The 24,153-nt window shown below is 63.7% G+C and carries 17 protein-coding genes; 4 read left to right on the forward strand and 13 right to left on the reverse strand.

Going from position 1 to position 24,153, the window contains the following annotated elements; all coding sequences use genetic code 11:
• Positions 1-70: 70 nt before the first annotated feature.
• The 9 genes from gltB to CXK94_RS00325 form a co-directional block, all read right to left on the reverse strand.
• Positions 71-4,519 (reverse strand): glutamate synthase large subunit, encoded by a 4,449-nt coding sequence (gltB, locus tag CXK94_RS00285; protein WP_102892844.1) that lies wholly within the window; start codon positions 4,517-4,519, stop codon positions 71-73.
• A gap of 175 nt (positions 4,520-4,694) precedes the next feature.
• Entirely contained in the window at positions 4,695-6,212 is a 1,518-nt protein-coding gene (locus CXK94_RS00290; protein ID WP_102892845.1) for an AAA family ATPase, read from the reverse strand.
• A 9-nt stretch (positions 6,213-6,221) separates the two neighbouring features.
• Positions 6,222-7,325: a 3-dehydroquinate synthase gene (gene aroB / locus CXK94_RS00295; protein WP_102892846.1), complete on the reverse strand. Its 1,104-nt coding sequence runs from the start codon at positions 7,323-7,325 to the stop codon at positions 6,222-6,224.
• 23 nt (positions 7,326-7,348) lie between these two features.
• The gene (gene aroK / locus CXK94_RS00300; protein WP_102892847.1) at positions 7,349-7,894 is read right to left on the reverse strand and encodes a shikimate kinase AroK; all 546 of its coding nucleotides are present in this window, start codon (positions 7,892-7,894) and stop codon (positions 7,349-7,351) included.
• 5 nt (positions 7,895-7,899) lie between these two features.
• The gene (gene pilQ / locus CXK94_RS00305) at positions 7,900-9,972 is read right to left on the reverse strand and encodes a type IV pilus secretin PilQ (protein WP_102892848.1); all 2,073 of its coding nucleotides are present in this window, start codon (positions 9,970-9,972) and stop codon (positions 7,900-7,902) included.
• Between the two features lie 53 nt (positions 9,973-10,025).
• A complete protein-coding gene (pilP, locus tag CXK94_RS00310; protein WP_102892849.1) occupies positions 10,026-10,553 on the reverse strand; it encodes a type 4a pilus biogenesis lipoprotein PilP in 528 nt (175 codons plus the stop codon).
• Complete coding sequence (gene pilO / locus CXK94_RS00315; RefSeq protein ID WP_102892850.1) at positions 10,550-11,173, reverse strand: type 4a pilus biogenesis protein PilO; 624 nt, start codon at positions 11,171-11,173, stop codon at positions 10,550-10,552. Before pilO ends, pilP begins: the two co-directional genes overlap by 4 nt.
• A complete protein-coding gene (gene pilN / locus CXK94_RS00320) occupies positions 11,170-11,742 on the reverse strand; it encodes a type 4a pilus biogenesis protein PilN (protein WP_102892851.1) in 573 nt (190 codons plus the stop codon). Before pilN ends, pilO begins: the two co-directional genes overlap by 4 nt.
• Positions 11,742-12,806 (reverse strand): pilus assembly protein PilM, encoded by a 1,065-nt coding sequence (locus CXK94_RS00325; RefSeq protein ID WP_037037855.1) that lies wholly within the window; start codon positions 12,804-12,806, stop codon positions 11,742-11,744. The genes pilN and CXK94_RS00325 overlap by 1 nt, the downstream gene beginning before the upstream one ends.
• A gap of 180 nt (positions 12,807-12,986) precedes the next feature.
• Between CXK94_RS00325 and CXK94_RS00330 the strand changes: the two genes are divergently transcribed.
• Positions 12,987-15,425 carry a penicillin-binding protein 1A gene (locus CXK94_RS00330; protein ID WP_102892852.1) on the forward strand — a complete coding sequence of 813 codons (2,439 nt, stop codon included), beginning with the start codon at positions 12,987-12,989 and terminating at the stop codon, positions 15,423-15,425.
• Between the two features lie 64 nt (positions 15,426-15,489).
• Here the strand turns inward: CXK94_RS00330 and CXK94_RS00335 are convergent, their stop codons facing one another.
• From CXK94_RS00335 to rpmE, 3 genes are all read right to left on the reverse strand, one after another.
• Positions 15,490-16,758, reverse strand: coding sequence for a malic enzyme-like NAD(P)-binding protein (locus CXK94_RS00335; protein ID WP_037037858.1), 1,269 nt, complete (start codon positions 16,756-16,758; stop codon positions 15,490-15,492).
• A 162-nt stretch (positions 16,759-16,920) separates the two neighbouring features.
• The gene (locus CXK94_RS00340) at positions 16,921-17,700 is read right to left on the reverse strand and encodes a thermonuclease family protein (RefSeq protein ID WP_256046066.1); all 780 of its coding nucleotides are present in this window, start codon (positions 17,698-17,700) and stop codon (positions 16,921-16,923) included.
• Between the two features lie 38 nt (positions 17,701-17,738).
• Entirely contained in the window at positions 17,739-17,951 is a 213-nt protein-coding gene (gene rpmE, locus CXK94_RS00345) for a 50S ribosomal protein L31 (protein WP_003301052.1), read from the reverse strand.
• A gap of 209 nt (positions 17,952-18,160) precedes the next feature.
• Here rpmE and CXK94_RS00350 point away from each other — a divergent pair, with 209 nt between their 5' ends.
• The 3 genes from CXK94_RS00350 (at position 18,161) to CXK94_RS00360 (ending at position 22,899) form a co-directional block, all read left to right on the forward strand.
• Positions 18,161-20,383 carry a primosomal protein N' gene (locus CXK94_RS00350; protein WP_102892854.1) on the forward strand — a complete coding sequence of 741 codons (2,223 nt, stop codon included), beginning with the start codon at positions 18,161-18,163 and terminating at the stop codon, positions 20,381-20,383.
• A gap of 110 nt (positions 20,384-20,493) precedes the next feature.
• The gene (gene argS / locus CXK94_RS00355) at positions 20,494-22,233 is read left to right on the forward strand and encodes an arginine--tRNA ligase (protein WP_037037864.1); all 1,740 of its coding nucleotides are present in this window, start codon (positions 20,494-20,496) and stop codon (positions 22,231-22,233) included.
• Positions 22,234-22,899, forward strand: coding sequence for an SPOR domain-containing protein (locus CXK94_RS00360; protein WP_037037865.1), 666 nt, complete (start codon positions 22,234-22,236; stop codon positions 22,897-22,899). It abuts the gene before it with no gap.
• Between the two features lie 215 nt (positions 22,900-23,114).
• Here the strand turns inward: CXK94_RS00360 and CXK94_RS00365 are convergent, their stop codons facing one another.
• Complete coding sequence (locus tag CXK94_RS00365; RefSeq protein ID WP_102892855.1) at positions 23,115-24,086, reverse strand: CDP-6-deoxy-delta-3,4-glucoseen reductase; 972 nt, start codon at positions 24,084-24,086, stop codon at positions 23,115-23,117.
• Between the last annotated feature and the right edge of the window lie 67 nt (positions 24,087-24,153).

Raw genomic sequence — 24,153 nt, forward strand, 5'->3', positions numbered from 1 at the left:
CTGCAAGACTCTTCACGGCTGCCGCAGGCCTCTCGCTCGTCGCGCGAGGCTTGCGGCTTGCGGCTGCTTGTTATTGGGGGTTCGCGCGCGTGCTCGACAGCAGCGACGCCAGGTTGGCCGCCTTGGGCTTGACCAGCCAGAAACGACGCAGGTAGTCGTCGAGATTCTCCAGCAGCTCGATGCCCCAGGCGCTTGCGGTCTCGGCGACGTACTCGCGCAATACCTCCTGCAGATGGCTGCGATGGGCCTCCATCGTCTCACCCGTGATGCGGTGCAAATTGACCAGCTCGTTGTTCACCCGATCGATGAAGCTGTTGTCCATGTCCAGCACGTAGGCGAAACCGCCAGTCATGCCGGAGCCGAAGTTGTGCCCGGTCTTGCCCAGCACGCAGACGAAGCCACCGGTCATGTATTCGCAGCAATGGTCGCCCGAGCCTTCCACGACCGCATGGGCACCGGAGTTGCGCACCGCGAAGCGCTCGCCCGCGGTACCGGCGGCGAACAGCTTGCCGCCGGTGGCACCATACAGGCAGGTGTTGCCGATGATAGCCGAGTCCTGCGAACGGTAGGCGCTGCCCTGCGGCGGGGTGATCACCAGCTTGCCGCCGGTCATGCCCTTGCCGACGTAGTCGTTGGCATCGCCTTCGAGGTAGAGGTTGAGGCCGCCGGCGTTCCAGACGCCGAAGCTCTGGCCGGCGGTGCCCTTGAAGCGGAAGGTGATCGGCGCAGCGACCATGCCCTGGTTGCCGTGCTGGCGGGCGATCTCACCGGACACACGAGCACCGATGGAGCGGTCGCAGTTGCAGATTTCCAGCGCGAACTCGCCACCGCTCTTGGTCCCGATGGCGCCCTTGGCCAGCTTGACCATTTCCTCGGCCAGCAGACCCTGGTCGAACGGCGGGTTCTTCTCGACCTCGCAGAACTGCGGCTTGTCGACCGGGATGTCGTTGCCGCCGAGCAGCGGGCTCAGGTCCAGGTTGCCCTGCTTGGCGGTCTCGCCCGGCAGGATCTCGAGCAGGTCGGTGCGCCCGATCAGTTCGCCCAGGCTGCGCACGCCCAGCCTGGCCAGCCACTCGCGGGTTTCCTCGGCGACGAACTGGAAGAAGTTCACCACCATGTCGACGGTGCCGATGAAGTGGTCCTTGCGCAGTTGCTCGTTCTGGGTCGCGACACCGGTGGCGCAGTTGTTCAGGTGGCAGATACGCAGGTATTTGCAGCCCAGCGCGATCATCGGCGCGGTACCGAAGCCGAAGCTCTCGGCACCGAGGATTGCCGCCTTGATCACGTCCAGGCCGGTCTTCAGGCCGCCGTCGGTCTGCACCCGGACCTTGCCGCGCAGGTCGTTGCCGCGCAGGGTCTGGTGGGTTTCGGCCAGGCCGAGTTCCCAGGGCGAGCCGGCGTAGCGGATCGAAGTCAGCGGCGAAGCGCCGGTGCCGCCATCGTAGCCGGAAATGGTGATCAGGTCGGCATAGGCCTTGGCGACGCCGGCGGCGATGGTGCCAACGCCCGGCTCGGCCACCAGCTTGACCGACACCAGCGCCTGCGGGTTGACCTGCTTGAGGTCGAAGATAAGCTGCGCCAGGTCCTCGATGGAATAGATGTCGTGGTGCGGCGGCGGCGAAATCAGCGTGACGCCCGGCACCGCGTAGCGCAGCCGCGCGATCAGGCCGTTGACCTTGCCGCCGGGCAGCTGGCCACCCTCGCCGGGCTTGGCGCCTTGCGCCACCTTGATCTGCAGCACTTCGGCGTTGACCAGGTATTCCGGGGTGACACCGAAGCGGCCGGTGGCGACCTGCTTGATCTTCGAGCTGCGCTCGGTGCCGTAACGGGCCGGATCTTCGCCGCCCTCACCGGAGTTCGAGCGCGCGCCGATCCGGTTCATCGCCGCGGCGATGGCCTCGTGGGCCTCGGGCGACAGCGCACCGAGCGAAATGCCGGCCGAGTCGAAGCGCTTGAGGATCGCTTCCAGCGGCTCGACCTCTTCCAGCGCCAGTGGGTGATCGGCCACCTTCACCTTGAGCAGGTCACGCAGCATCGCCACCGGGCGCTGGTCGACCAGCGCGGTGTATTCCTTGAAACGGCCGTAGTCGCCGCTCTGCACCGCCATCTGCAGCGCACTGACCACGTCGGGGTTGTAGGCGTGGTATTCGCCGCCGTAGACGAACTTCAAAAGGCCGCCCTGCTGGATCGGCTTGCGATTGCTCCAGGCCTCGGCGGCGAGCGCCTTCTGCTCGGCCTCGAGATCGCTGAAACGGGCGCCCTGGATGCGGCTGGCGACGCCGCGGAAGCTCAGCTCGACCACGTCCGCGGACAGGCCGATGGCCTCGAACAGCTGGGCACCACGGTAGGAAGCGATGGTGGAGATGCCCATTTTGGAGATAATCTTCATCAGCCCCTTGGAGATGCCCTTGCGGTAGTGCTTGAACACCTCGTAGAGATCGCCCAACACTTCGCCGGTGCGGATCAGGTCGCCCAGCACCTCGTAGGCGAGGAACGGGTAGACCGCAGTCGCGCCGAAGCCGATCAGCACCGCGAAGTGGTGCGGGTCGCGGGCGGTGGCGGTTTCCACCAGGATGTTGCAGCTGCAGCGCAGGCCGGTCTCGACCAGGCGGTGGTGCACGGCACCGACCGCCAGCGAGGCATGCACCGGCAGCTTGCCCGGCGCGATGTGGCGGTCGCTGAGCACCAGCAGCACCTTGCCGCCACGCACGGCTTCCTCGGCCTGGTCGGCGATGTTGCGGATCGCCGCCTCGAGGCCGAGGCTCTCGTCGTAGTTGAGGTCGATGACCAGCCGTTCGAAGCCCGGGCGGTCCAGTTCCATGATGCTGCGCCACTTCGCCGGGGAGATCACCGGCGTGGTCAGGATCGCGCGGTTGGCATGCTCGGGCGTTTCCTCGTAGACGTTACGCTCGGCTCCCAGGCAGGTTTCCAGCGACATCACGATGGCTTCGCGCAGCGGGTCGATCGGCGGGTTGGTGACCTGCGCGAACTGCTGGCGGAAGTAGTCGTAAGGCGAACGCACGCGCCGCGATAGCACGGCCATCGGCGTGTCGTCGCCCATCGAACCGACCGCTTCCTGGCCTTGCTCGGCCAGCGGACGCAGGACCTGGTCACGCTCCTCGAAGGTGACCTGGAACATCTTCATGTACTGCTTGAGCTGGTCGGCGTCATAGAAGGCCGAACCATGATCGTTGTCGTCCAGGGTCGACTGGATGCGCAGGGCATTCTGGCGCAGCCACTTCTTGTAGGGCTGCTGCGACTTCAGATGATTGTCGATGTCATCGGTGTGCAGCACCTTGCCGGTGTGGGTATCCACGGCGAGGATCTGCCCCGGACCGACGCGGCCCTTGGCCAGGACGTCCTCGGGCTGGTAGTCCCAGACGCCGACTTCGGAGGCCAGGGTGATGTAGCCGTTCTTGGTGGTCACCCAGCGCGCCGGACGCAGGCCGTTACGGTCGAGCAGGCAGACGGCGTGGCGACCGTCGGTCAGCACCACGCCGGCCGGGCCATCCCAGGGCTCCATGTGCATGGAGTTGAATTCGTAGAACGCGCGCAGGTCCGGGTCCATGGTCTCGACGTTCTGCCAGGCCGGCGGAATGATCATGCGCAGACCACGGAACAGATCCATGCCGCCGGTGACCAACAGTTCGAGCATGTTGTCCATGCTCGAGGAGTCCGAACCGGTACGGTTGATCAGCGGCGACAGGCTCTCGAGATCCGGCAGCAGTTCGTTGGCGAACTTCAGGCGGCGCGCCTGGGCCCAGTTGCGGTTGCCGGTAATGGTATTGATTTCGCCGTTGTGCGCGAGAAAACGGAACGGCTGAGCCAGCCGCCACTGCGGCATGGTGTTGGTGGAGAAGCGCTGGTGGAACACGCAGATCGCCGTGGCGAGGCGCTCGTCGCCGAGGTCCGGGTAGAACTGCGCCAGGTCGGCGGGCATCATCAGGCCCTTGTAGATGATGTCCTTGTCCGACAGGCTGCAGACATAGAAGCCCTTGTCGTCGGCCAGGGCGACTTCCGCCCGGCGCCGGGCGAAGAACAGCTTGATGCCGAAGTCGCGCTCGCTGATCCCGTCAGCGCAGACATAGACCTGCTCGATGCGCGGCAGGCGCTCCAGGGCCAGTTGCCCGAGCACGCTGGTGTCGACGGGAACTTCGCGCCAGCCCACCAGCGTCAGCCCCTGAGCGGCGATTTCCTCGTTCAGGCGGGCCCGCGCGGTCTCGGCCATGGCGGCGTCCTGGCTGAGGAAGATCATGCCGACCGCATAGAGCGCCGGCAGCTCGGCATTGAAATGCTCGAGAGCCTTGGCACGCAGGAAGGCATCGGGTTTCTGCATCAGCAGGCCGCAGCCATCACCGGTCTTGCCGTCCGCATTGATGCCGCCGCGGTGGGTCATGCAGGTCAGGGACTGAATGGCAGTCTTTAGCAGGTGATGGCTAGCCTCGCCCTGCATGTGGGCAATCAGACCGAAGCCGCAGTTATCCTTGAACTCTTCAGGACGAAACAGACCTGCTCTCATAGGCACTCCACCAGCTAAAATACGTTGTAAATCAACCCCTTATTGACGGCGCACAGAATCGCCCCGTCATTCACGTGGGCAAAAGGGGGAGCAGTTTACAAAGCCAGATGGAACGGCACAATTTATTTTTGAAAGCCCCAAAACGGTGCGTTACGCACTTTTTTGGGGCATTTTTCTAGCGCGACTGACCAGCTTCCTGTTGCACGCTGGCGAAACTCCGCACCCAGGGCTTGCCCGCCTGCAACGCGGCGGGCAGTGTCTTGACTGCCGCCACAGCCGCCGCACGGTTGGCGAAATTCCCGTAAGTCACGACATACAGCGGCTTACCCTGGTGCTGCTTGACGAAATAATGATAGTTGCCGCCATGCTGCTGGATGAACGCCTGGGCATTCTTCTCGGCTCGTGTACCGAGAATCTGTACCAGGTAATGGGTTCCAGGCTGACTGGCATACCAGTTGTCCGCCCCCCTCGGAGCCTCCGCCACAGGAGCAGGCGCAGGCTTAGCGGCAATTTGCCGCACCGGTTCAGCGGGCGCAGGAGCAGGCGTCGGCTTGGGTGCCAGCTCGATTCGCTCCGTCGGCACGGGGAGCGGAACCGCCTCTTCGCCCCGCTCCGTCCCGGACGGCGCCGACTCGCCCTGCTCCTCGCCTCCCGCAGCGGCTGCAAGCGGCTCGCGAATGACCGGCTGGGCATCCCCGGCCAACGGCAGAGAGAGAGGGCGCTCCCGCCCATCGAACTCGATCGCCGCCTCGCGCTCCTCGACCGCACCTTCCGAGGCAACCGGCTCCTCCCCCTTCAACGACAGGCGCGTCACCTCCGCTGGAGCGGTGCGCTCATCCTCCCCGCCGCGCAGCAAGAGAAACGCCAGACCGACGATGCAGACCACACCCAGCACCGCCAATAGATGCTTCTTGGGCAACGGCAGTGCCATGCCCTTCGCCTTTCCTCGTCCTCTGGCACTCTGCATCGCAGCCAGCAGTTCGTCCCGGGCCGCCTGGTTGATCGCTCCCGGCCAGCCACCCGATTGCTCATGGATGCGCACGATCTGCTCTTCGCTCAAGCACTCGATACCGCCCCCGGCCCCTTCGAGCCGCAGCGCCAGGTACTCGCGGGTTTCATCTTCGTCGTAAGGTTGCAGCGCGATCGCATGGTAGCGCTCATCCCCCTCGCTCAGTGCCTCCAGGCGCCCGACCAGGGCCGGTTCGCCGAACAGGAACACATGGGGTCGCGCCTCGGGGCTTCCGGCGGCCAGGCGCAGCAAGGTTTCCACCGCAGCACCGGTCAGGCGCTCGGCATCGTCCACCAGCAGGTAGACCTCCTGCCCGGTCAAGGCCAGCTGGATCACCTGCGCCATCACTGCATCGAAATCGGCACTCTGGCTGTTCAATGCCTGAGCGATCTGCGCAAGCAACACGCTGGCATCGGTCATCGCCTGCGGCGTAATGACCACGCTTTGAACGGACTGCTTGTTGCTACTGGCCACCAGCGCTTGGCGCAGGAGCGTCTTGCCACTGCCTTCGGGCCCCGTCACGGCCAGCAGCAACTGGCTGTAGCGCGCCAGGTGATGCAGCTGCCCGAGCACCGGTTTGCGCTGCGCAGGAAAGAACTTGAAGCCCGGAACACGAGCAGCGAAGGGATCATGGCTGAAGCCGTAGTGGTTCAGAAACGCATCGTCCGCGGACAAACTGGTCATGGAATCTTCTTACGCCCCCAAGTGTTCCGTCAGTGCGCCGTAATCGACGCTCAATGTGGCCTCCAGCACGTCACGGGGGAAATCACCGGTAACCACCGCTTCCCCCATCTGCTTGAGCAGGACCAGGCGCAGCTGGCCATCCATCACCTTCTTGTCGACGGCCATGTGCTCGAGGAAATCCTGCGGCCGCATCTCGACTGGCGGCACCACCGGCAGCCCGGCTCTGCGCAACAAGCGTATCGCCCGATCCCGGTCGTCCGGCCGAATCCAGCCCAGTTGACATGACATCTGCAAGGCCATCACGGTTCCCGCCGCCACGGCCTCGCCGTGCAGCCAGACGCCATATCCCATATGGGTTTCTATCGCATGGCCAAAGGTATGGCCGAGATTGAGAATGGCGCGTACGCCCCCCTCCCGTTCGTCGGCATTGACCACCGCAGCCTTGGCCGCGCAGGAACGATGAATGGCTTCGGTCAAGGCATCCGAATCGAGGGCACGCAACCGGTCGATATTCGTCTCGAGCCAGCCAAGGAAGGGCTCATCGCAAATCAGCCCATACTTGATCACTTCGGCAAGACCGGCCGACAACTCACGAGACGGCAATGTCGCCAGGGTCGTGGTGTCGATCACCACCGCCCGGGGCTGATAGAAGGCACCGATCATGTTCTTGCCCAGCGGGTGATTGATGCCGGTCTTGCCACCCACCGACGAGTCGACCTGGGATAGCAGCGTGGTCGGCACCTGAATGAAGTCCACCCCTCGCTGGTAGCTGGCCGCCGCATAACCCGCCATGTCACCGATCACGCCGCCGCCGAGCGCAATTATCGTCGTGCGGCGGTCATGCCGAGCACCCAGTAGCGCGTCGAAAATGAGCTGCAGGGTCTGCCAGTTCTTGTGAGCCTCGCCATCGGGAAGGATCACTGGCGTGACGGCATAGCCGGAGAGGGCCCGCGTCAAACGGTCGAGATAAAGCGGCGCTACCGTCTCGTTGGTGACGATGGCGACCTGCCGGCCACGGATCTGCGCGGCGAATAGTTCACTGCGGTCGATCAACCGCTCGCCGATATGAATGGGATAGCTACGCTCGTCGAGATCGACCTGAAGAGTCTGCATGAGGCCCCCATGAACAAAGGGAGCTAGGATAGCGCAGATTCATCCAGGCTTTCACGAGGTGGCAACGACGCGAGGCGATCGAGAATCTCCATGACCACCAGCCGCGGCGGGCGTTCGTCGGTTTCGATGATGATGTCCGCGATCGAGCGGTACAGCGGATCACGAATGGCCATGAGCCCCGCCAGGACCTGCCTTGGATCAGCCGCCTGCAACAGCGGCCGATTGCGATCCCGGGAGGTGCGTTCGAGCTGCTGCTCGACCGATGTGCACAAGTAGACGATACGGCCACCGGCACGCAGCGCCTGGCGATTGTCCTCACGCAGTACCGCCCCACCTCCGGTTGCCAGCACCACACCATCGAGCCGGCAGAGATCGGCGATTACGGTATGTTCACGCTCGCGAAAGCCTGCCTCGCCCTCGACATCGAAGATCAGCGGAATGCTGGCGCCGGTGCGCTGCTCGATCTCCTTGTCGGAATCCTTGAACGGCAACCGTAGCTCTTTGGCGAGCAAACGCCCGATGGTGCTTTTTCCAGCTCCCATCGGGCCCACGAGGATAGTGTTCTTCACCGATATCAGCGACTCACGGCAATGGCCTGGTGATTGAGAATTTTAGGCGTCAGGAAAATCAGGAGCTCGGATTTGGCATCAGCTACAACATCCCGACGGAACAGGCGCCCAAGATAAGGCAGATCGCCCAGGAAAGGAACTTTATCGACTGACTTGCTCTGCGTGTTGGAGAACACCCCGCCGATGACGACCGTCTCGCCATCGTTCACGAGGATCTTGGCATTCACCTCGTTCTTGCGAATGGTCGGTGTTCCATTCACATCATTTGCAAAATCGGGCTCATCCTTGGTAACCCTTACTTCCATGATAATGCGATTGTCCGGAGTAATCTGAGGCGTAACCTCCAGCGAAAGCGCTGCCTCGACGAAGGTGACCGCAGTGGCACCACTGGAGCTGGCCTCTTGATACGGAATCTCGGAGCCTTTCAGAATTTTTGCCGTTTCCTTGTCAGCAGTCATGACTTTCGGTTGGGAAACGACCTCCCCATTGCCCGACTTCTCCATCGCGGAAAGCTCGAGATCCAAAATGAGGTTGTCGGTGACATAGCCAATGCCGATACCTGCCGTGCGATTCGCCACCCCCATGTCAACGAAAGGGAAATTACCGTTGCTGTCTTCGCCCGAGTCCCCGCCCTCGTCGCCAAGATCGTCATTGCCGTATACGGCGCCTCGACCATTGGCAAAGATTTGCGTTCCGCCCCAGCGCACGCCCAAGGCTTTATCGTAATCGACATTGGCTTCGACAATCCGGGCTTCGATCATCACCTGCCGCACCGGAATATCCAACTGAGCAACGATGCGACGCAGCTCGTCCAAGCGCTCCTGAGTCTGGTAGGCGATGATGTTGTTGGTACGATCATCCACGGCGATCGACCCGCGCTCGTCCGCTTGTCCTTGGGTGTTGGTCACCGACTGGAACAGGCGGGCGATATCGGCCGCCTTGGCATAGTTGACTTGCACCACCTCGCGACGCAGCGGCGCAAGCTCCGCGATCTGGCGTTTCGACTCGAGTTCCTGACGCTCCCGGGCAGCAATTTCATCCGCTGGCGCAACCAGCAACACATTACCAACCTGACGCTTGTCCAACCCCTTGGTCTTGAGCACCAGATCCAGCGCCTGGTCCCACGGTACGTTCTGCAGGCGCAGAGTGATATTGCCGCTCACCGTATCACTGGCCACCAGGTTCAGATCAGTGAAGTCGGCTATCAGCTGGAGAACGGAGCGAACGTCGATGTCCTGGAAATTCAGCGACAGCTTTTCGCCGGAATAGGCAAAGCGATCCGCTTTCTGCTTCTCGGCTTCAGACTCGGTGAGCGGTTTGATACTGATGGTCAGTTTGTTATCGGCCTGGTAGGCCAGATAGTCATAGCGACCGGTCGGTTCGATGGCGATGCGCGCCCCGCCCGACTGGGCCGTCGAATCGACGAACTTCACCGGCGTAGCGAAGTCCTGGACATCGAGACGCACGCGCAGCGATTCCGGTAACTGCGTTTTGGCGAAGGCGACGAGGATCTTTCCACCTTGCTCTTCGATGGTGGAGCTCATCGACGGATCGGAAAGCGTGATGATCACATTGCCCGCCCCGTCGTCACCACGACGAAAATCGATATTGTCGATAGCCTTTCCAGTCATCGCCTTAACTGGTGATGGGGTGGCGACGGGTACGCTGGATGCCGCTGGCGCCGCTGCATTGCTGCCAGCGCTTTCACCCAGCACCACGAACAGGTTGTTGCCCTCGACACGCGTCGAGTAGGGAACGAGCGAGGTGAGGTTGACGATCATCCGAGTGCGTCCCTGCGCCTCGACCAGGGTCACGCTACGCGCATTCCCTACACCCAACTCGCGGTTCTTGGCGCCCAGCTTGTTGGATACCCCCGGCAAGTCCAAAGCAATACGCGCCGGTTGATCCAACGTATAACCCCGCGGCGTGGCCACCGGTTCGTCGAATGCCAGCTTAAGCTCGACACGATCACCTGGCAGCGAGGCAACATCCAATGCATTCAGGTTGGCGGCCAGCAACGCAGGCGATACGAATGCCGCCAGCAAGGACAAGCCGAAGCGAGAGAGGGTGCTGTTCATAAATTGCTTCCGTTGTGCAGACCGGTATAGGTTTTCCATGCTTTAGCCCCGCGCTAGGTGCGCTCTTTCAAGGTCAAACTGCGCGGGCGCTCGAGCCACCCACCCTCCCCATCAGGTACGATTTCCAGCACGTCAACGCCGGCATCGCTGATCTCAACGATGCGGCCGTGGTTGCGACCGAGATAATCACCAACCTTGACGCGGTGAACCCCCTCACCGCCTTTAATCAAAGCGTATCGTCCGGCCTCGTTGGCCAGCGTGCCGACCATGACGAAGTTCTCGATATTGAAACCCTCAAGAAACTGCTTGACTCGCGCTTCATCGGGATGAATGTCTTTAGAACCCTTCTGGCGCTGCGCAAGATCGAGCTTTACGGGCGGCTGGAATGGTGGGCGAAGAGCAGCTGCACTATAGGTAAAGGCTTCATACGGGATGAAAGCGGGCAAGGGCTCGATGGCTCCTTTAGGCTTTGCGCGCACCTCGTCAAGATATTGCTGCAAATCATCAAAATCCGAACCAGCTCCACAGCCCGCCAATAATGCGAAGCTTAAAAGCAGCACAGCAAAACGGGATTCGTTCATTGCTGCAGCCCCTTGTCGTTATAACGATAAGTCTTGGCCAAGATATTCATGCGCAACTTCGAAGTCGTTTCCTTGTTTTCGGGATTAATTTCGAAATCATGGAGAGTAACGATACGCGGAAGACTGGCCACTCCGCTTACGAAAGTGGCCAAATCGTGATACGCACCAACAACTTTTATCTGAATGGGTAGTTCGATGTAGAACTGCTGTACCACCTCGGGCTGCAGCTTGATTTCTTCGAACTCGAGCCCGCTTCCCAGCCCGGTCCGGGTTATATCTTCCAGCAACCCCGGAACCTCGGTATCGCTGGGCAGTTGCCGCAGCAGCGCGCCGAAGGAAGATTCCATTTCAACCATTTGTTCCTTGTACGCTTCCAGATTTGCAGCCTGGAATGCCTTGGTCGAGAACTGCTGCTTCAGCGTGACTTCCTGCGCACGCTGCTGCTCGAGCTGCACCTGCATATCCTGCAGATGGAGGTAGTACCCAAGCGCCAGCACGGCTACCAGCAACAGCACGCCGGCGATGAACTTGACCGGCGCAGGCCAGGACCCCAGGTTGTTCAGGTCCAGGTCCGCAAAATCGATCTTGCGAAGACTTTCCAAAGAGTCAGCCAGGCTCATGGCTTGCTTCCTTCCGTTGGGACGGTCGGCTGCGTCTGCTGCACCGTCAGCTGGAACACGTTTTCCTGATCGACCGCACCTGCTGTAACCGCCTTGACCTCATTCAGGTTGGGGGCTTCCAGCCAGTCCGACCCATCGAGATTGCGCATCAGGTTGGAGACGCGGTTGTTCGACTCGGCCGCCCCCACGATCGCGATATTCTTTCCGGTCATTTTCAGCGAAGTGAAATAAACACCGTCCGGAAGGGTTCGCACCAACTGGTCGAAAACGCGCGCGATGATTGGCCGATTGCCCTGCAGGTCCTGGATGATCTTCATTCGCTCCAGCAGTTGCTGCCTACGCTCTTTCAGCTCCTTGATCTCTTTGATACGAGCATCCAGCACCGCTATTTCCTTGCGGACGAAGTCATTACGCGCCTTCTGCTGCTCTATCGCACTTTCGAAATACCGGTCGCCAAGGAACACGAGGCCGGCAGCGACGATGAGCACGCCGACCAAGGAAGCAAGAAAACGCTGCTTGCGCTCTTCGCGCAGTTGCTCGCGCCAGGGGAGAAGATTGATCTGCGCCATCAGTCGAAACTCCTCAGCGCCAAGCCACAAGCAATCATCAGCGCCGGGGCGTCACTGGCCAGCGCGCCGGCGTTGACCTTGTTGCTCAAGGCCATATCGGCAAATGGATTGGCGACTAGAGTCTGGGTCCCGATCTTCTGCTGAATGAGGCGATCGAGATCGGGAATGGATGCGGTGCCACCTGCAAGAAGAATGCAGTCGACATCATGGAACTGGCCTGCCGCGAAGAAGAACTGCAGCGAGCGCGAGACCTGCTGAACCACCGCCTCCTTGAACGGAAGCAACACCTCGCTGTCATAGTCGTCCGGGAGCCCGCCCTGCTTCTTGGCGAGCCCGGCCTCCTCCACGGACAACCCGTAGCGGCGCTGGATTTCCTCGGTCAGCTGGCGGCCACCGAAAAGCTGCTCGCGGGTATAGATGGTACGACCGTTATGCAGAACACTCAGCGTCGTCATGGTGGCACCGATATCCACCACCGCGACGGTCAACTCGTCGTGCCCGACACCCAGTTGCGGTGCCAGCAGCCCATAGGAGCGCTCGAGCGCGTAGGCCTCGACATCGACCACCTTGGCGGTCAGCCCCGCCAAGGCCAGTGCAGCCTCGCGAATCTCGACGTTCTCCTTGCGGCAGGCGGCGAGCAGCACCTCGACCCGTCCGGGCGCACGCGCGGCGGGGCCTTGCACTTCGAAATCGATCGCCACTTCCTCGAGGGGATAAGGGATGTACTGATCGGCTTCGATCTTCAGCTGATTCTCGAGCTCGTCGTCGGACAGCCCGGCGTCCATTTCGACGCTCTTGGTGATGACCGCAGAACCGGATACCGCCACGGCCGCCGCCTTGCTACCCGTCTTGGCTTTCGCCACCACGCGTTGCAGCGCCTGACCGACGCCCTCAAGTTCAGCGATGTTCTTCTCGACGACGGCGTTCGGCGGGAGCGGCTCGACGGCATACGCCTCGACGCGGTATCGATTTCCCGACCGGCTTAATTCGAGAAGCTTGACTGAGGTCGAACTGATATCGATCCCGAGCAGCGTGTTCGCTTTCTTAGTGAAGAGCCCTAGCACGACCGATTTCCTTCTTTATCCGCAACTTACGGATTAATTATGTTTATCCACATTAGATAACAGCCTTGACAGAAGCGCAAATGGCTACCCGGCAAAAAAAGCGCTTATAATGTGAACGGTTTTCCCTTTCAGCATCGTCTGCCATTTCCCCCTCCCAAATCCTGGATTCCAAGAACCCCGATGCGTTTTTTGAAATTTTTCCTTTGGTCGTGCCTAGCGATTTTCTGCGCACTATTACTCAGCGTTACCGGCGCCTTTCTCTATCTGAGCCCGAACCTCCCTTCGGTCGACTCGCTGCGCAGCATACAGCTGCAGATTCCACTGCGCGTTTACAGCGCCGACGACAAGCTGATCGCGGAGTTCGGCGAGATGCGCCGCTCACCGATCCGCTTCGAAGAGATCCCCGAGGACTTCATCCACGCCCTGCTGGCTGCCGAGGACGACAATTTCGCCAATCATTATGGCGTCGACATAACCGGCCTGATGCGCGCTGCCACGCAATTATTGAAAACCGGACAGATTCAGACCGGCGGTAGCACCATCACCATGCAGGTGGCGAAGAATTATTTCCTGACCAGCGAACGGAGCTTCTCGCGCAAGATCAACGAGATTCTCCTGGCGCTGCAGATAGAGCGCGAACTGAGCAAGAACGAAATTCTCGAGCTGTACGTCAACAAGATCTACCTGGGCCACCGCGCCTACGGCATCGAAGCGGCTTCTCAGGTGTATTACGGCAAGCCGATCACGGAATTGAGCCTCGCCCAGCTGGCGATGATCGCCGGACTGCCGAAGGCTCCCTCGGCGTTCAATCCGCTGGTCAATCCGGCCCGCAGCAAGGAGCGGCGCGACTGGATTCTCGGCCGCATGTACCGGCTGGGCTCGATCGACGAGGCACGCTATCAGCAGGCGCTGGCCGAGCCGGAGAGTGCGCGCTATCACGGCGCCGCTCCGGAACTGGACGCATCCTATATCGCGGAGATGGCTCGGGCGGAGATGGTCGGGCGCTACGGCAGCGCGGCCTACACCGACGGCTTCAGGGTATACACCACCGTTACCAGCGAAAGGCAGGAGGCGGCCAACGCTGCGCTCAACAGCGGCCTGATCGAATACGACCAGCGCCACGGCTACCGCGGCCCGGAAGCGCGCCTCGCCGACCAGCCGCGCGATAACTGGCTGCAGGAGCTGGGCAAGCGCAGAAGCCTTTCCGGGCTGCATCCGGCCATCGTCTCGCAGGTCGAAAACAGCGGCATTCTGGTTCTCACCCGCGATGGCAGCGAGCATGCGGTCGCGTGGGAAAGCATGAAGTGGGCCCGCCCCTTTCTGGCCACCAACAGCCTTGGGCCGAGGCCGCAGCGCCCCGCCGACGTGGTAAAGGTGGGCGACCTGGTGCGCATCCGCTGGCAAGGCGAGACGCCACTGTTCAGCCAGGTTCCACAGGCGCAGGCCGCACTGGTTTCGCTCGATCCGCAAGACGGCTCCATCGAGGCGCTGGCCGGCGGTTTCTCCTTCGGCCAGAGCAACTACAACCGCGCCATCCAGGCCAAACGCCAACCCGGGTCGAGCTTCAAGCCGTTCATCTACAGCGCGGCACTGGATGCCGGCTACACCGCGGCAAGCCTGGTGAACGACTCCCCGATCGTCTTCGTCGAGCAGGGCATGGACCGCATCTGGCGACCGAAGAACGACAACAATACGTTCCTCGGCCCGATCCGCTTGCGCGAGGCGCTCTACAAATCACGCAACCTGGTATCGATCCGGCTGCTGCAAACCATCGGCATCGATCACACCATCGACTACATCAGCCGCTTCGGTTTCAACCCGCAGGACCTGCCGCGCAATCTTTCCCTCGCGCTGGGCACGGCGACGCTGACCCCGATGGAGATCGCCACCGGCTGGACGAGCTTCGCCAATGGTGGCTACAAGATCGAGCCTTATCTGATCCAGCGAATCGAAGACCGCGAAGGTACCCTGCTGTTCGAGGCCAACCCCGTGCGCGTTCCCCACGGGGAAGAAGTGGCAGCCGCCGCTTCCGACGTCGAAGTCATCGCCGCACCGACGCCAGCCTTCAACCCCGGACAGGGCAGCGAAAAGCCCGAGCAGGAACCGCGTTTCGCCGAGCAGATCCTCGATGAACGCACCGCCTACATCATGACCAGCATGCTGCAGGACGTGATCAAGCGCGGCACCGGCCGCCGGGCACTGGCCATGGGGCGCGAGGACATCGCCGGCAAGACCGGGACCACCAACGACTCGATCGACAGCTGGTTCTCCGGCTACAACGCCGATATCGTCACCACCGTCTGGGCCGGCTTCGACCAGCCACAGAGCCTCGGCCGCCATGAGTATGGCGGCACGGTGGCCCTGCCCATCTGGATGAACTACATGAGCGCCGTGCTCAAGGACATGCCCGAGCACCCACCTGCGGAGCCGGACGGGCTGCTCAAACTGCGCGTCGATCCGGTCAGCGGTCGGGCCGCTGCGCCCGGCACACCCAACGCCTATTTCGAGGTATTCAAGAGCGAGGATTCGCCCCCCCCCATGGGCGAATTCGAACCCGGCTACCAGGCCCCCGGCAGCCCGCTTCCGGCCAACGAGGCCGCGCCGCTCGATCTATTCTGAGCCCCGGAAACAACGAACCCCGCCGCGGCGGGGTTCGTTGTTTCTGGCTTGTACCTTTCCGGTCTTATTCGCCGAATACGTCGTTCACCGACTTCAGCGGATAGTGCGCCGGATAGGGCAGCGTCGCCACGCCACTCTCGATCGCAGCCTTGGCGACGGCATCGGAGACCAGGGTGATCAGGCGCGGATCCATCGGCTTCGGAATGATGTACTCGCGGCCGAATTGCAGGTCGGCTACGCCATAGGCGGCGGCGACTTCCGCCGGCACCGGCAGCTTGGCAAGGTCGCGCAAGGCCAGGGCGGCAGCGATCTTCATCTCCTCGTTGATGCGCTTGGCGCGAACGTCCAGCGCGCCGCGGAAGATGAAGGGGAAGCCGAGCACGTTGTTGACCTGGTTCGGGTAGTCGGAACGCCCAGTGGCCATGATCACGTCGGAACGCGTGGCATGCGCCAGCTCGGGACTGATCTCCGGGTCCGGATTGGAGCAGGCGAAGACCACCGGATTCGGCGCCATGCGCTTGAGGCCCTCGCCGCTCAGCAGGTTGGCGCCGGACAGGCCGACGAAGACATCGGCGCCTTCGAGCGCGTCATCCAGGGTGCGCTTGTCCGTTTCATGGGCGAACACTGCCTTGTACTGGTTCAGGTCGTCGCGCCCGGCATGGATGACGCCCTTGCGGTCGATCATGAAGATGTTCTCGATCTTCGCGCCCATGCTCACCAGCAGCTTCATGCAGGACGTAGCGGCAGCACCCGCGCCGAGGCAGACGATCTTGGCTTGCTCGAGGGTCTTGCCGGCGATCTCCAGGGCATTGAGCATACCGGCCGCGGTGACGATCGCGGTGCCATGCTGGTCGTCGTGGAACACCGGAATGTCGCACTGCTCGATGAGTGCACGCTCGATCTCGAAGCACTCGGGCGCCTTGATGTCTTCCAGATTGATGCCACCGAAGGTGATCGAGATGCGCTTGACAGTATCGATGAAGGCCTGCGGGCTTTCGGCATCGACTTCGATGTCGAACACGTCGACACCGGCGAAACGCTTGAACAGTACACCCTTGCCTTCCATGACCGGCTTGGAGGCCAGCGGGCCCAGGTTACCCAGGCCGAGGATAGCGGTGCCATCGGAGATTACCGCCACCAGGTTGCCCTTGCCGGTATAGCGGTAGGCCAGCTCCGGATCGCGGGCGATCTCGCGGACAGGCTCGGCGACGCCCGGGCTGTAGGCCAGGGAAAGGTCACGAGCGGTGGCAGTGGGCTTGGTCAGTTCGACGCTCAGCTTTCCCGGACGAGGCTGGGCATGATAGTCAAGAGCGGCAGTTTTCAGGTCAGTCATGTGGCATTTCCGCTTATTTTACTGGGACAGACAGGCGGTCGAGCATACGCCAAGAATGCGCGCGCTCACAAGCCAGTGGATGACGGGACTGTCAAGCCCCCGGGGATTACGACTTTTCGGTAGAGCTGCGGCCCCGAGTGCTGGACCGGGCCGCCCCACACGTCAGCGCGTCATGCTCAGCATAGCCGGGTGAGTCAGACGCAACATCCAGCGCGCCTGCTCCTTGCGGCCGGTGCGGCCGCGCCGGTCGACCACCCATCCACGCGCCTCGATGGTCTTGCCGGCCAGTGCGGACAGGCGCTGCGCATCGAACGCTTCGACAGCCTGCAGCGGCACGTGCACGACCAGGGGCCCGTCCAGCTCCAGCCAGAAGCCGGCACGGTTGCGCTCGACCCGCTCGACCTTGCCGCCGACCAGAGCGAAACCGGCCTGGCGCAGCGAATGCGCCGTCTGCAGCGCCGGCTTGCGCCATACGCCTTTCCCAGCCCGGCGGGCATGCTCCTCGGCAGCCCAATGGCAGCCGGCCAGCTCGGTATTGGGGGCCACCGCCACCGCGTACCCCAGCCCCTCGGCCAGCAACGCGGCCTCGAGATTGCGGCCCTGCGCATCGTAGACATGCGCGAGCACGCGCCCGTGACGATCCTGCGGCTCGCGCCCCACACTCAACCCGACCCGATCGCCATTACCCTTCACCAGGACGTCGAGATGGCGCCAGGCCGCTTCGGCGAAGGCCTCGGCCTTGCGCCCATGGCGACTGCGCTCGGGGGTATTGATACCGATCAGCCGCACGCTGCGCCCATCCACGAGGCGCAGGGTATCGCCGTCGACGACGCGCGCGACCTCCACCAGCGGCAGACGCTCCGCTGCCGGACAGAAAGCCAGCGCCTGAAGAGTCCAGAAGACGGAAACGAAAAAGGCGCCCACCAGGGACGCCTTTTTCATGTGCTCGGAAAATCCCACCGGATTCCCGTTGCGCCAGCTTACTTGGCGCCGAACACACCGAAACGCTGCTTGAAGCGATCGATGCGGCCGCCGGTATCCAGCACCTTCTGCTTGCCGGTGTAGAACGGGTGGCACTCGGAGCACACGTCGATGTTCAGGTTCTTGCCCAGCGTGGAGCGGGTCTTGATGACGTTGCCACAGCTGCAAGTGGCTTCGATTTCGACGTAGTTGGGATGGATATCGGCTTTCATGATGAATCCTCTGAATTGCGTGCCGCCACCCGACCCTATGTCGAGTACCGCACGAAGTAGGGCGCGAATCATACCAGAGCGCTAGGGTGATGCAAGCACAGGCGCCCGGCGGTGCCGGCCTATGGTTCCCGAGCCGAACGAAGCGGCACCCCGGCGCTTTTGCGCGGCATGATCGTTTACCATCGGCGCTCGCCAACAAGGATCTCCGCGTGCCCTCGACCATCCTCCGCCTCGCGCTGCCCTCGCCGCTGCGCCGCCTGTTCGACTATCGCCCGCCGGCCGGCATCGCCCGCAGCGTCCTGCAGCCGGGCATGCGCCTGCGCGTGCCGTTCGGCCGGCGCGAGGTGGTCGGCATCCTGGTCGAGCTGGCGGAGCGCAGCGAGGTTCCCGAGGACAAGCTCAAGCCCGCGCTGGAGCTGCTCGACCGTCAGCCGCCCCTGCCGCCGTCGCTGTTCAGGCTCTGCCTGTGGACCGCACAGTATTACCAGCACAGCCTCGGCGACACCCTGAACTGGGCGTTGCCGGTCCTGCTGCGCCAGGGCGAACCGGCCGAGGCACGCCTGGAGCGCTATTGGCGGATCGTCGACGGTGCACGCCTCGACGACCCGCGCCTGGCGCGCGCGCCACGCCAGCGCGAGGCGCTGAAGGTCATCGCCCAGCATGCCCACGGCCTGCCGCATGCGTTGCTAGGCAAGCTGCAACTGAACAAGGACAGCCTCGACCTGCTGCTGGAAAAAGGCCTGGTACGCATCGAAGCGCGCCGCAGCAGCCCGCCCCGCGCCCACAGCGGCAGCTGGCTGCTGCAGCCGGAGCTGACCCTGAATCCGCAGCAGCGCGCCGCCTTCGAAGCGGTGCGCGCGGGCTTCGGCGGCTTTCGCGCCTTCCTGCTGGCCGGCGTCACCGGCAGCGGCAAGACCGAAGTCTACCTGCAGCTCATCCACCAGGTACTGGAGGCCGGCAAGCAGGCACTGGTGCTGATCCCGGAAATCAACCTCGGGCCCCAGACCCTCGCGCGCTTCGAGAAGCGCTTCAACGCGCGGATCGCCCTGCTGCACTCCAACATCAACGATCGCGAACGCCTCGACGCCTGGCTCGCCGCCCGCGACGGCGAGGCGGACATCGTCATCGGCACCCGCTCGGCGCTGTTCACGCCGCTGAAGAACCCCGGGCTGATCATCATCGACGAGGAGCACGACGCCTCCTATAAACAGCAGGAAGGCCTGCGTTACCACGCCCGCGACCTGGCGCTGCTGCGCGCCCGCCAGGAAAACCTGCCGATCCTGCTCGGCTCCGCCACACCCTCGCTGGAAAGCCTGCACAATGCCCACGCGGGCCGCTACGCACTGCTCAAGCTGACCCAGCGCGCCGGCGCCGCCAAGCCGCCGCGCTTCCTGCGCCTGGACGTCAAGAGCCGCCCGCTCGATGCCGGCATCTCCGGGCCGCTGCAACAGGCCATTGGCCAGACCCTGGCCGCCGGCCAGCAGGTGCTGATCTACCTCAACCGTCGCGGCTTCGCCCCCACCCTGCTCTGCCATGACTGCGGCTGGCTCAGCCAGTGCCCGCGTTGCGATGCGCGCATGACCCTGCACCAGCGCCACAACGAACTGCGCTGCCACCATTGCGGGTACGTCGAGCGACCGCCGCGCAACTGCCCGGAGTGCGGCAAGGTCGACCTGCGGCCGGTGGGCGCCGGCACCGAGCGCGCAGAAGAACGCCTCGGCATCCTCTTCCCCGACTATCCGGTGCTGCGCATCGACCGCGACAGCACCGCGCGCAAGGGCGCGATGGAACGGATGTTCGGCACCATCAACCGCGGCGAACCCTGCCTGCTGGTCGGCACCCAGATGCTCGCCAAGGGCCACCATTTCCCCCGCGTGACGCTGGTGGCGATCCTCGATGCCGATGGCGGGCTGTTCTCCGCCGACTTCCGCGCCAGCGAGCGCATGGCGCAACTGATCGTCCAGGTCGCCGGCCGCGCGGGGCGTGCCGAGGAGCCGGGCAAGGTGATCATCCAGACGCACCTGGCCGACCACCCGCTGCTGGTGCAGCTGACCGAGCAGGGCTATTTCGCCTTCGCCGAGCAGGCCCTGTCCGAACGTCGCGCCGCCGGCCTGCCGCCGTTCAGCCACCTCGCCCTGCTGCGTGCCGAAGCGCACAAGCCCGGACAGGCCGAGGCGTTCCTCGACGACGCCTGCAGCCAGGCCGAGCGCCTGCTCGACGAACTGCAGCTCAGCGGCATCGAACTGCTCGGCCCCATCCCCGCGCCCATGGAACGCCGCGCCGGCCGCTACCGCGCGCAACTGCTCCTGCAGGGTAGTGCCCGCGCGCCGCTGCACCGCCTGATGAGCACCTGGCTGCCGTATGTCGAGCAACTGCCCGGCAGCCGCGCGGTGCGCTGGAGCCTGGACGTGGATCCGGTCGACCTGTTCTGAATGCCCCCGAACCCGCCTTTTCCACCCTCGGTCGCCGCGCAACTTGAAGCGACCCCCATCGCGCCCCGATAATGCCGGGTTTTCGCGCACTCTTGCGGACCGAGCCGACCATGAAAGACAGCATTCGCCACCTGATCCAGCAAGCCCTCGCCCGCCTGACCGACGACGGCGTGCTGCCCGAAGGCCTGACGCCGGCGATCCAGGTGGAAAACACCAAGGACAAGAGCCACGGCGACTTCGCCAGCAACATCGCCATGATGCTGGCCAAGCCGGCTGGGCTGAAGCCGCGCGAGCTGGCTGAAAAGCTGATCGCCGCACTGCCGCAGGATGCGCAGATCAGCAAGGTGGAGATCGCCGGACCCGGCTTCCTGAATTTCTTCCAGAACAGCGACGCCCTGGCCGGGCGCCTCGAAGCCGCGCTGGCCGACCCGCAATTGGCGGTGCGCAAGGCGGCCGCCGCGCAGCGCGTGGTGATCGACCTGTCGTCGCCGAACCTGGCCAAGGAAATGCACGTCGGCCACCTGCGCTCGACCATCATCGGCGATGCGGTGGGCCGGGTGCTGGAGTTTCTCGGCGACGAGGTGATCCGCCAGAACCACGTCGGCGACTGGGGCACCCAGTTCGGCATGCTGCTGGCCTATCTCGAGGAAAAGCCGGCGGCGGCGGAAAGCGAACTGGCCGACCTGGAACAGTTCTACCGTGCCGCCAAGCAGCGCTTCGACGAGTCCGCCGCGTTCGCCGACCGCGCCCGCGAGCTGGTAGTCAAGCTGCAGGCGGGCGATGCCGACTGCCTGCGCCTGTGGACACGCTTCAACGACATCTCGCTGTCGCACTGCCAGAAGATCTACGACCGCCTCAACGTCAAGCTCAGCCCCGCCGACGTCAAGGGCGAGAGCGCCTACAACGCCGAGCTGCCGGGTATCGTCGAGGCTCTGCGCGAGAAGGGCCTGCTCACCGAGGACAATGGCGCCCAGTGCGTCTTCCTCGACGAGTTCAAGAATGCCGAGGGCAACCCGCTGCCGGTGATCGTGCAGAAGGCTGGCGGCGGCTATCTCTACGCCACCACCGACCTGGCCGCCATGCGCTACCGCAGCCAGGTGCTGCATGCCGACCGCGTGCTGTATTTCGTCGACCAGCGCCAGGCCCTGCACTTCCAGATGGCTTTCGAAGTGGCGCGCCGCGCCGGCTTCGTCCACGCCGGCATGCAGCTCGAGCACATGGGCTTCGGCACCATGAACGGCGCCGACGGCCGACCGTTCAAGACCCGCGATGGCGGCACGGTGAAGCTGATCGACCTGCTCGACGAAGCCGAGCAGCGCGCCTATGCCCTGGTCAAGGACAAGAACCCGCAGCTCGACGAGGCCGAGCTGCGCCAGATCGCCCGCGCCGTGGGCATCAGCGCAGTGAAGTACGCCGACCTGTCCAAGCACCGCACCAGCGACTACCGCTTCAATTTCGAGCTGATGCTGAGCTTCGAAGGCAACACCGCACCCTACCTGCTCTATGCCTACACCCGCGTGGCCAGCGTGTTCCGCAAGCTGGGCAAGGGCATCGACGAGATCGACGGTCGCATCCGTCTCGACGCCGAGCAGGAACTGGCCCTGGCGGCGAAGCTGGCGCAGTTCGGTGAACTGCTCAACAATGTCGGCGAGAAGGGCGAGCCACACCTGCTGTGCAGCTACCTCTACGACCTGGCCGGGCTGTTCTCCAGCTTCTACGAACACTGCCCGATCCTCGCTGCCGATAACGAAGAACAGAAGCAGAGCCGCCTGCGCCTGGCGGCCCTGACCGGCAAGACGCTCAAGCAGGGCCTGGAACTGCTCGGCCTGGAACCTCTGGAGCGGATGTAAGTGGCCGCACGCAAGAAAGCCGCGCCCAAACGGGGCGCCAGCCGCTACCAAGCCCCCGCGAAGAAAGCCGTACCCGGCTGGATCTGGCTGGTCTGCGGGCTTGTGATCGGTGGCTTCATCATGTTCCTGATGAACCTGGAGCCCGGCGGCGACGAGATCAAGCGCGCCAAGGAAGCCCCCAAGGCCACGGCCAAGGAGCCACCCAAGCGCAGCCCGGCCGGCGAGCAGCCGCCGAAGCCGAAGTACGACTTCTATACGCTGCTGCCGGAGTCGGAAGTCATTCTGCCGCCGGAAACCAAGCAGCCAGAACCGCCAAGCAAGCCGGTGACGCCGGAGGAAGCGGCCCGGATCGACGAGGCGCGGGCCCAGGCCGCACTCAACGGCCAGGTCCCGCCTCCGCCGCCGACCGTGGCCAAGGCGCCGGTGACGCAGTTCTTCCTGCAGGCCGGCTCGTTCCGCCAGCAGGCCGAAGCCGACCGCGTACGCGCACAGATCATCCTGCTCGGCCAGGATGTGCGCGTGGAGAACGTGAAGGTGCGCGACGAACCCTGGTACCGGGTGCTGGTCGGCCCGTTCAGCAGCCGCGAGCAACTGAACGCGGCGCAGAAGACACTGGCCGCCAGCGGCTACAAGAATCTGCTGTTGCAGCAACGCCAGACGCACTGAACGAACACGCCGGGCATGACCCGGCGTTTTTTATGGCTCTGTCCCAATTGCGTGTTGCTCGAAGTGTCGAGGTATTCTGAACGTCCGTAGGAGCGGGCCATGCCCGCGAATATTCCAGCGCGCAAAGCTTCGCGGGCATGGCCCGCTCCTACAGGGGTACGTCCATCCGCAACAGCCAACTCAGCCCTTGTTATTGGGAACAGAGGAAACTCCGCTCAGCTTTCTCGCGGTGCGTAGGCGAACACGTCGGCGCGCATCTGGTGCGGGTCCATCCCAGCCGCCACCAGCGCATCCAGGGTGCCGTAGACCATCGCCGGCGAGCCGCTGGCATACACGTGCAGCGGCTTGAGATCGCTGAAGTCCTCGCGAATCGCCTCGTGCAGCAGCCCGCAGCGGCCTTCCCAGCAACAGACATCGCTGACTACCCGGTGCAGATGCAGGTTGCCCATGCCCTGCCATTCCTCCCAGTGCGGCAGCCGGTAGAAATCTTCCGGCCGGCGCACGCCCCAATACAGATGTACCGGATGGCTGAAACCGGCGGCACGGCAGTACTCGATCAGGCTGTGCATCTGCGCCATGCCGGTACCGGCCGCGACCAGCACCAGCGGGCCGTCCGGCAGCTCGGCCAGGTGGGTATCGCCGAACGGCAACTGCACGCGGGCGAAGCCCTGCCGGCGCAGGAAGGCCAGCAGCTCGATGGCCGACTCCTCGCGCGCCAGCACGTGCAGCTCCAGCTCGCGCCCGCTGTCCGGGGCGGAAGCCAGGGAGAACGCCGACCACTCGCCATCCTCGCGCTGCAGCAACAGGTACTGCCCGGCGTAGTAGCGTGGCTGCCGCCCGGCCGGCAGGCGCAAGCGCAGACGCACCACGTCGCCGCCGACCTCCTCGTAAGCGCTCAACTGGCAGCTCAGCTCGCGCACCGGCAGCTCGCCGGGCGCCAGCACGCCGTCCCAGTGCAGTACGCAGTCTTCCAGCGGCTCGGCCAGGCAAGCCAGCAGCTCGCCATGATCGCGCACCTCACCGCCTTGGCGCACACGGCCTTCAACCAACAGCGAGGCGCAGATATGGCAATTGCCGTTGCGGCAGCTCTGCGGACATTCGTAGCCCAGGCGCTTGGCGGCGTCGAGGATGCGTTCGCCGGGCCGGACTTCGAGTACGGCGCCGGATGGCTGCAAGGTCACTTTCATCTGCACGTCTTTTCTGTGAACGGGATAACCCGCCAAGGCTTCGGGCGGGCTCGAGCCCGCCTCTTCG

The sequence above is a fragment of the Stutzerimonas stutzeri genome (assembly GCF_002890915.1).
Taxonomy (GTDB): Bacteria; Pseudomonadota; Gammaproteobacteria; order Pseudomonadales; family Pseudomonadaceae; genus Stutzerimonas; species Stutzerimonas stutzeri_AF.

Excerpts from the sequence above, each read along its gene's own strand:
- CXK94_RS00340 (WP_256046066.1), bottom strand. The coding sequence starts at position 17,700 with ATGAAAAAGGCGTCCCTGGTGGGCGCCTTTTTCGTTTCCGTCTTCTGG.
- CXK94_RS00330 (WP_102892852.1), top strand. The coding sequence starts at position 12,987 with ATGCGTTTTTTGAAATTTTTCCTTTGGTCGTGCCTAGCGATTTTCTGC.
- argS (WP_037037864.1), top strand. The coding sequence starts at position 20,494 with ATGAAAGACAGCATTCGCCACCTGATCCAGCAAGCCCTCGCCCGCCTG.
- CXK94_RS00365 (WP_102892855.1), bottom strand. The coding sequence starts at position 24,086 with ATGAAAGTGACCTTGCAGCCATCCGGCGCCGTACTCGAAGTCCGGCCC.
- pilO (WP_102892850.1), bottom strand. The coding sequence starts at position 11,173 with ATGAGCCTGGCTGACTCTTTGGAAAGTCTTCGCAAGATCGATTTTGCG.
- CXK94_RS00290 (WP_102892845.1), bottom strand. The coding sequence starts at position 6,212 with ATGACCAGTTTGTCCGCGGACGATGCGTTTCTGAACCACTACGGCTTC.
- rpmE (WP_003301052.1), bottom strand. The coding sequence starts at position 17,951 with ATGAAAGCCGATATCCATCCCAACTACGTCGAAATCGAAGCCACTTGC.
- gltB (WP_102892844.1), bottom strand. The coding sequence starts at position 4,519 with ATGAGAGCAGGTCTGTTTCGTCCTGAAGAGTTCAAGGATAACTGCGGC.
- pilP (WP_102892849.1), bottom strand. The coding sequence starts at position 10,553 with ATGAACGAATCCCGTTTTGCTGTGCTGCTTTTAAGCTTCGCATTATTG.
- pilQ (WP_102892848.1), bottom strand. The coding sequence starts at position 9,972 with ATGAACAGCACCCTCTCTCGCTTCGGCTTGTCCTTGCTGGCGGCATTC.
- CXK94_RS00335 (WP_037037858.1), bottom strand. The coding sequence starts at position 16,758 with ATGACTGACCTGAAAACTGCCGCTCTTGACTATCATGCCCAGCCTCGT.
- aroB (WP_102892846.1), bottom strand. The coding sequence starts at position 7,325 with ATGCAGACTCTTCAGGTCGATCTCGACGAGCGTAGCTATCCCATTCAT.
- pilN (WP_102892851.1), bottom strand. The coding sequence starts at position 11,742 with ATGGCGCAGATCAATCTTCTCCCCTGGCGCGAGCAACTGCGCGAAGAG.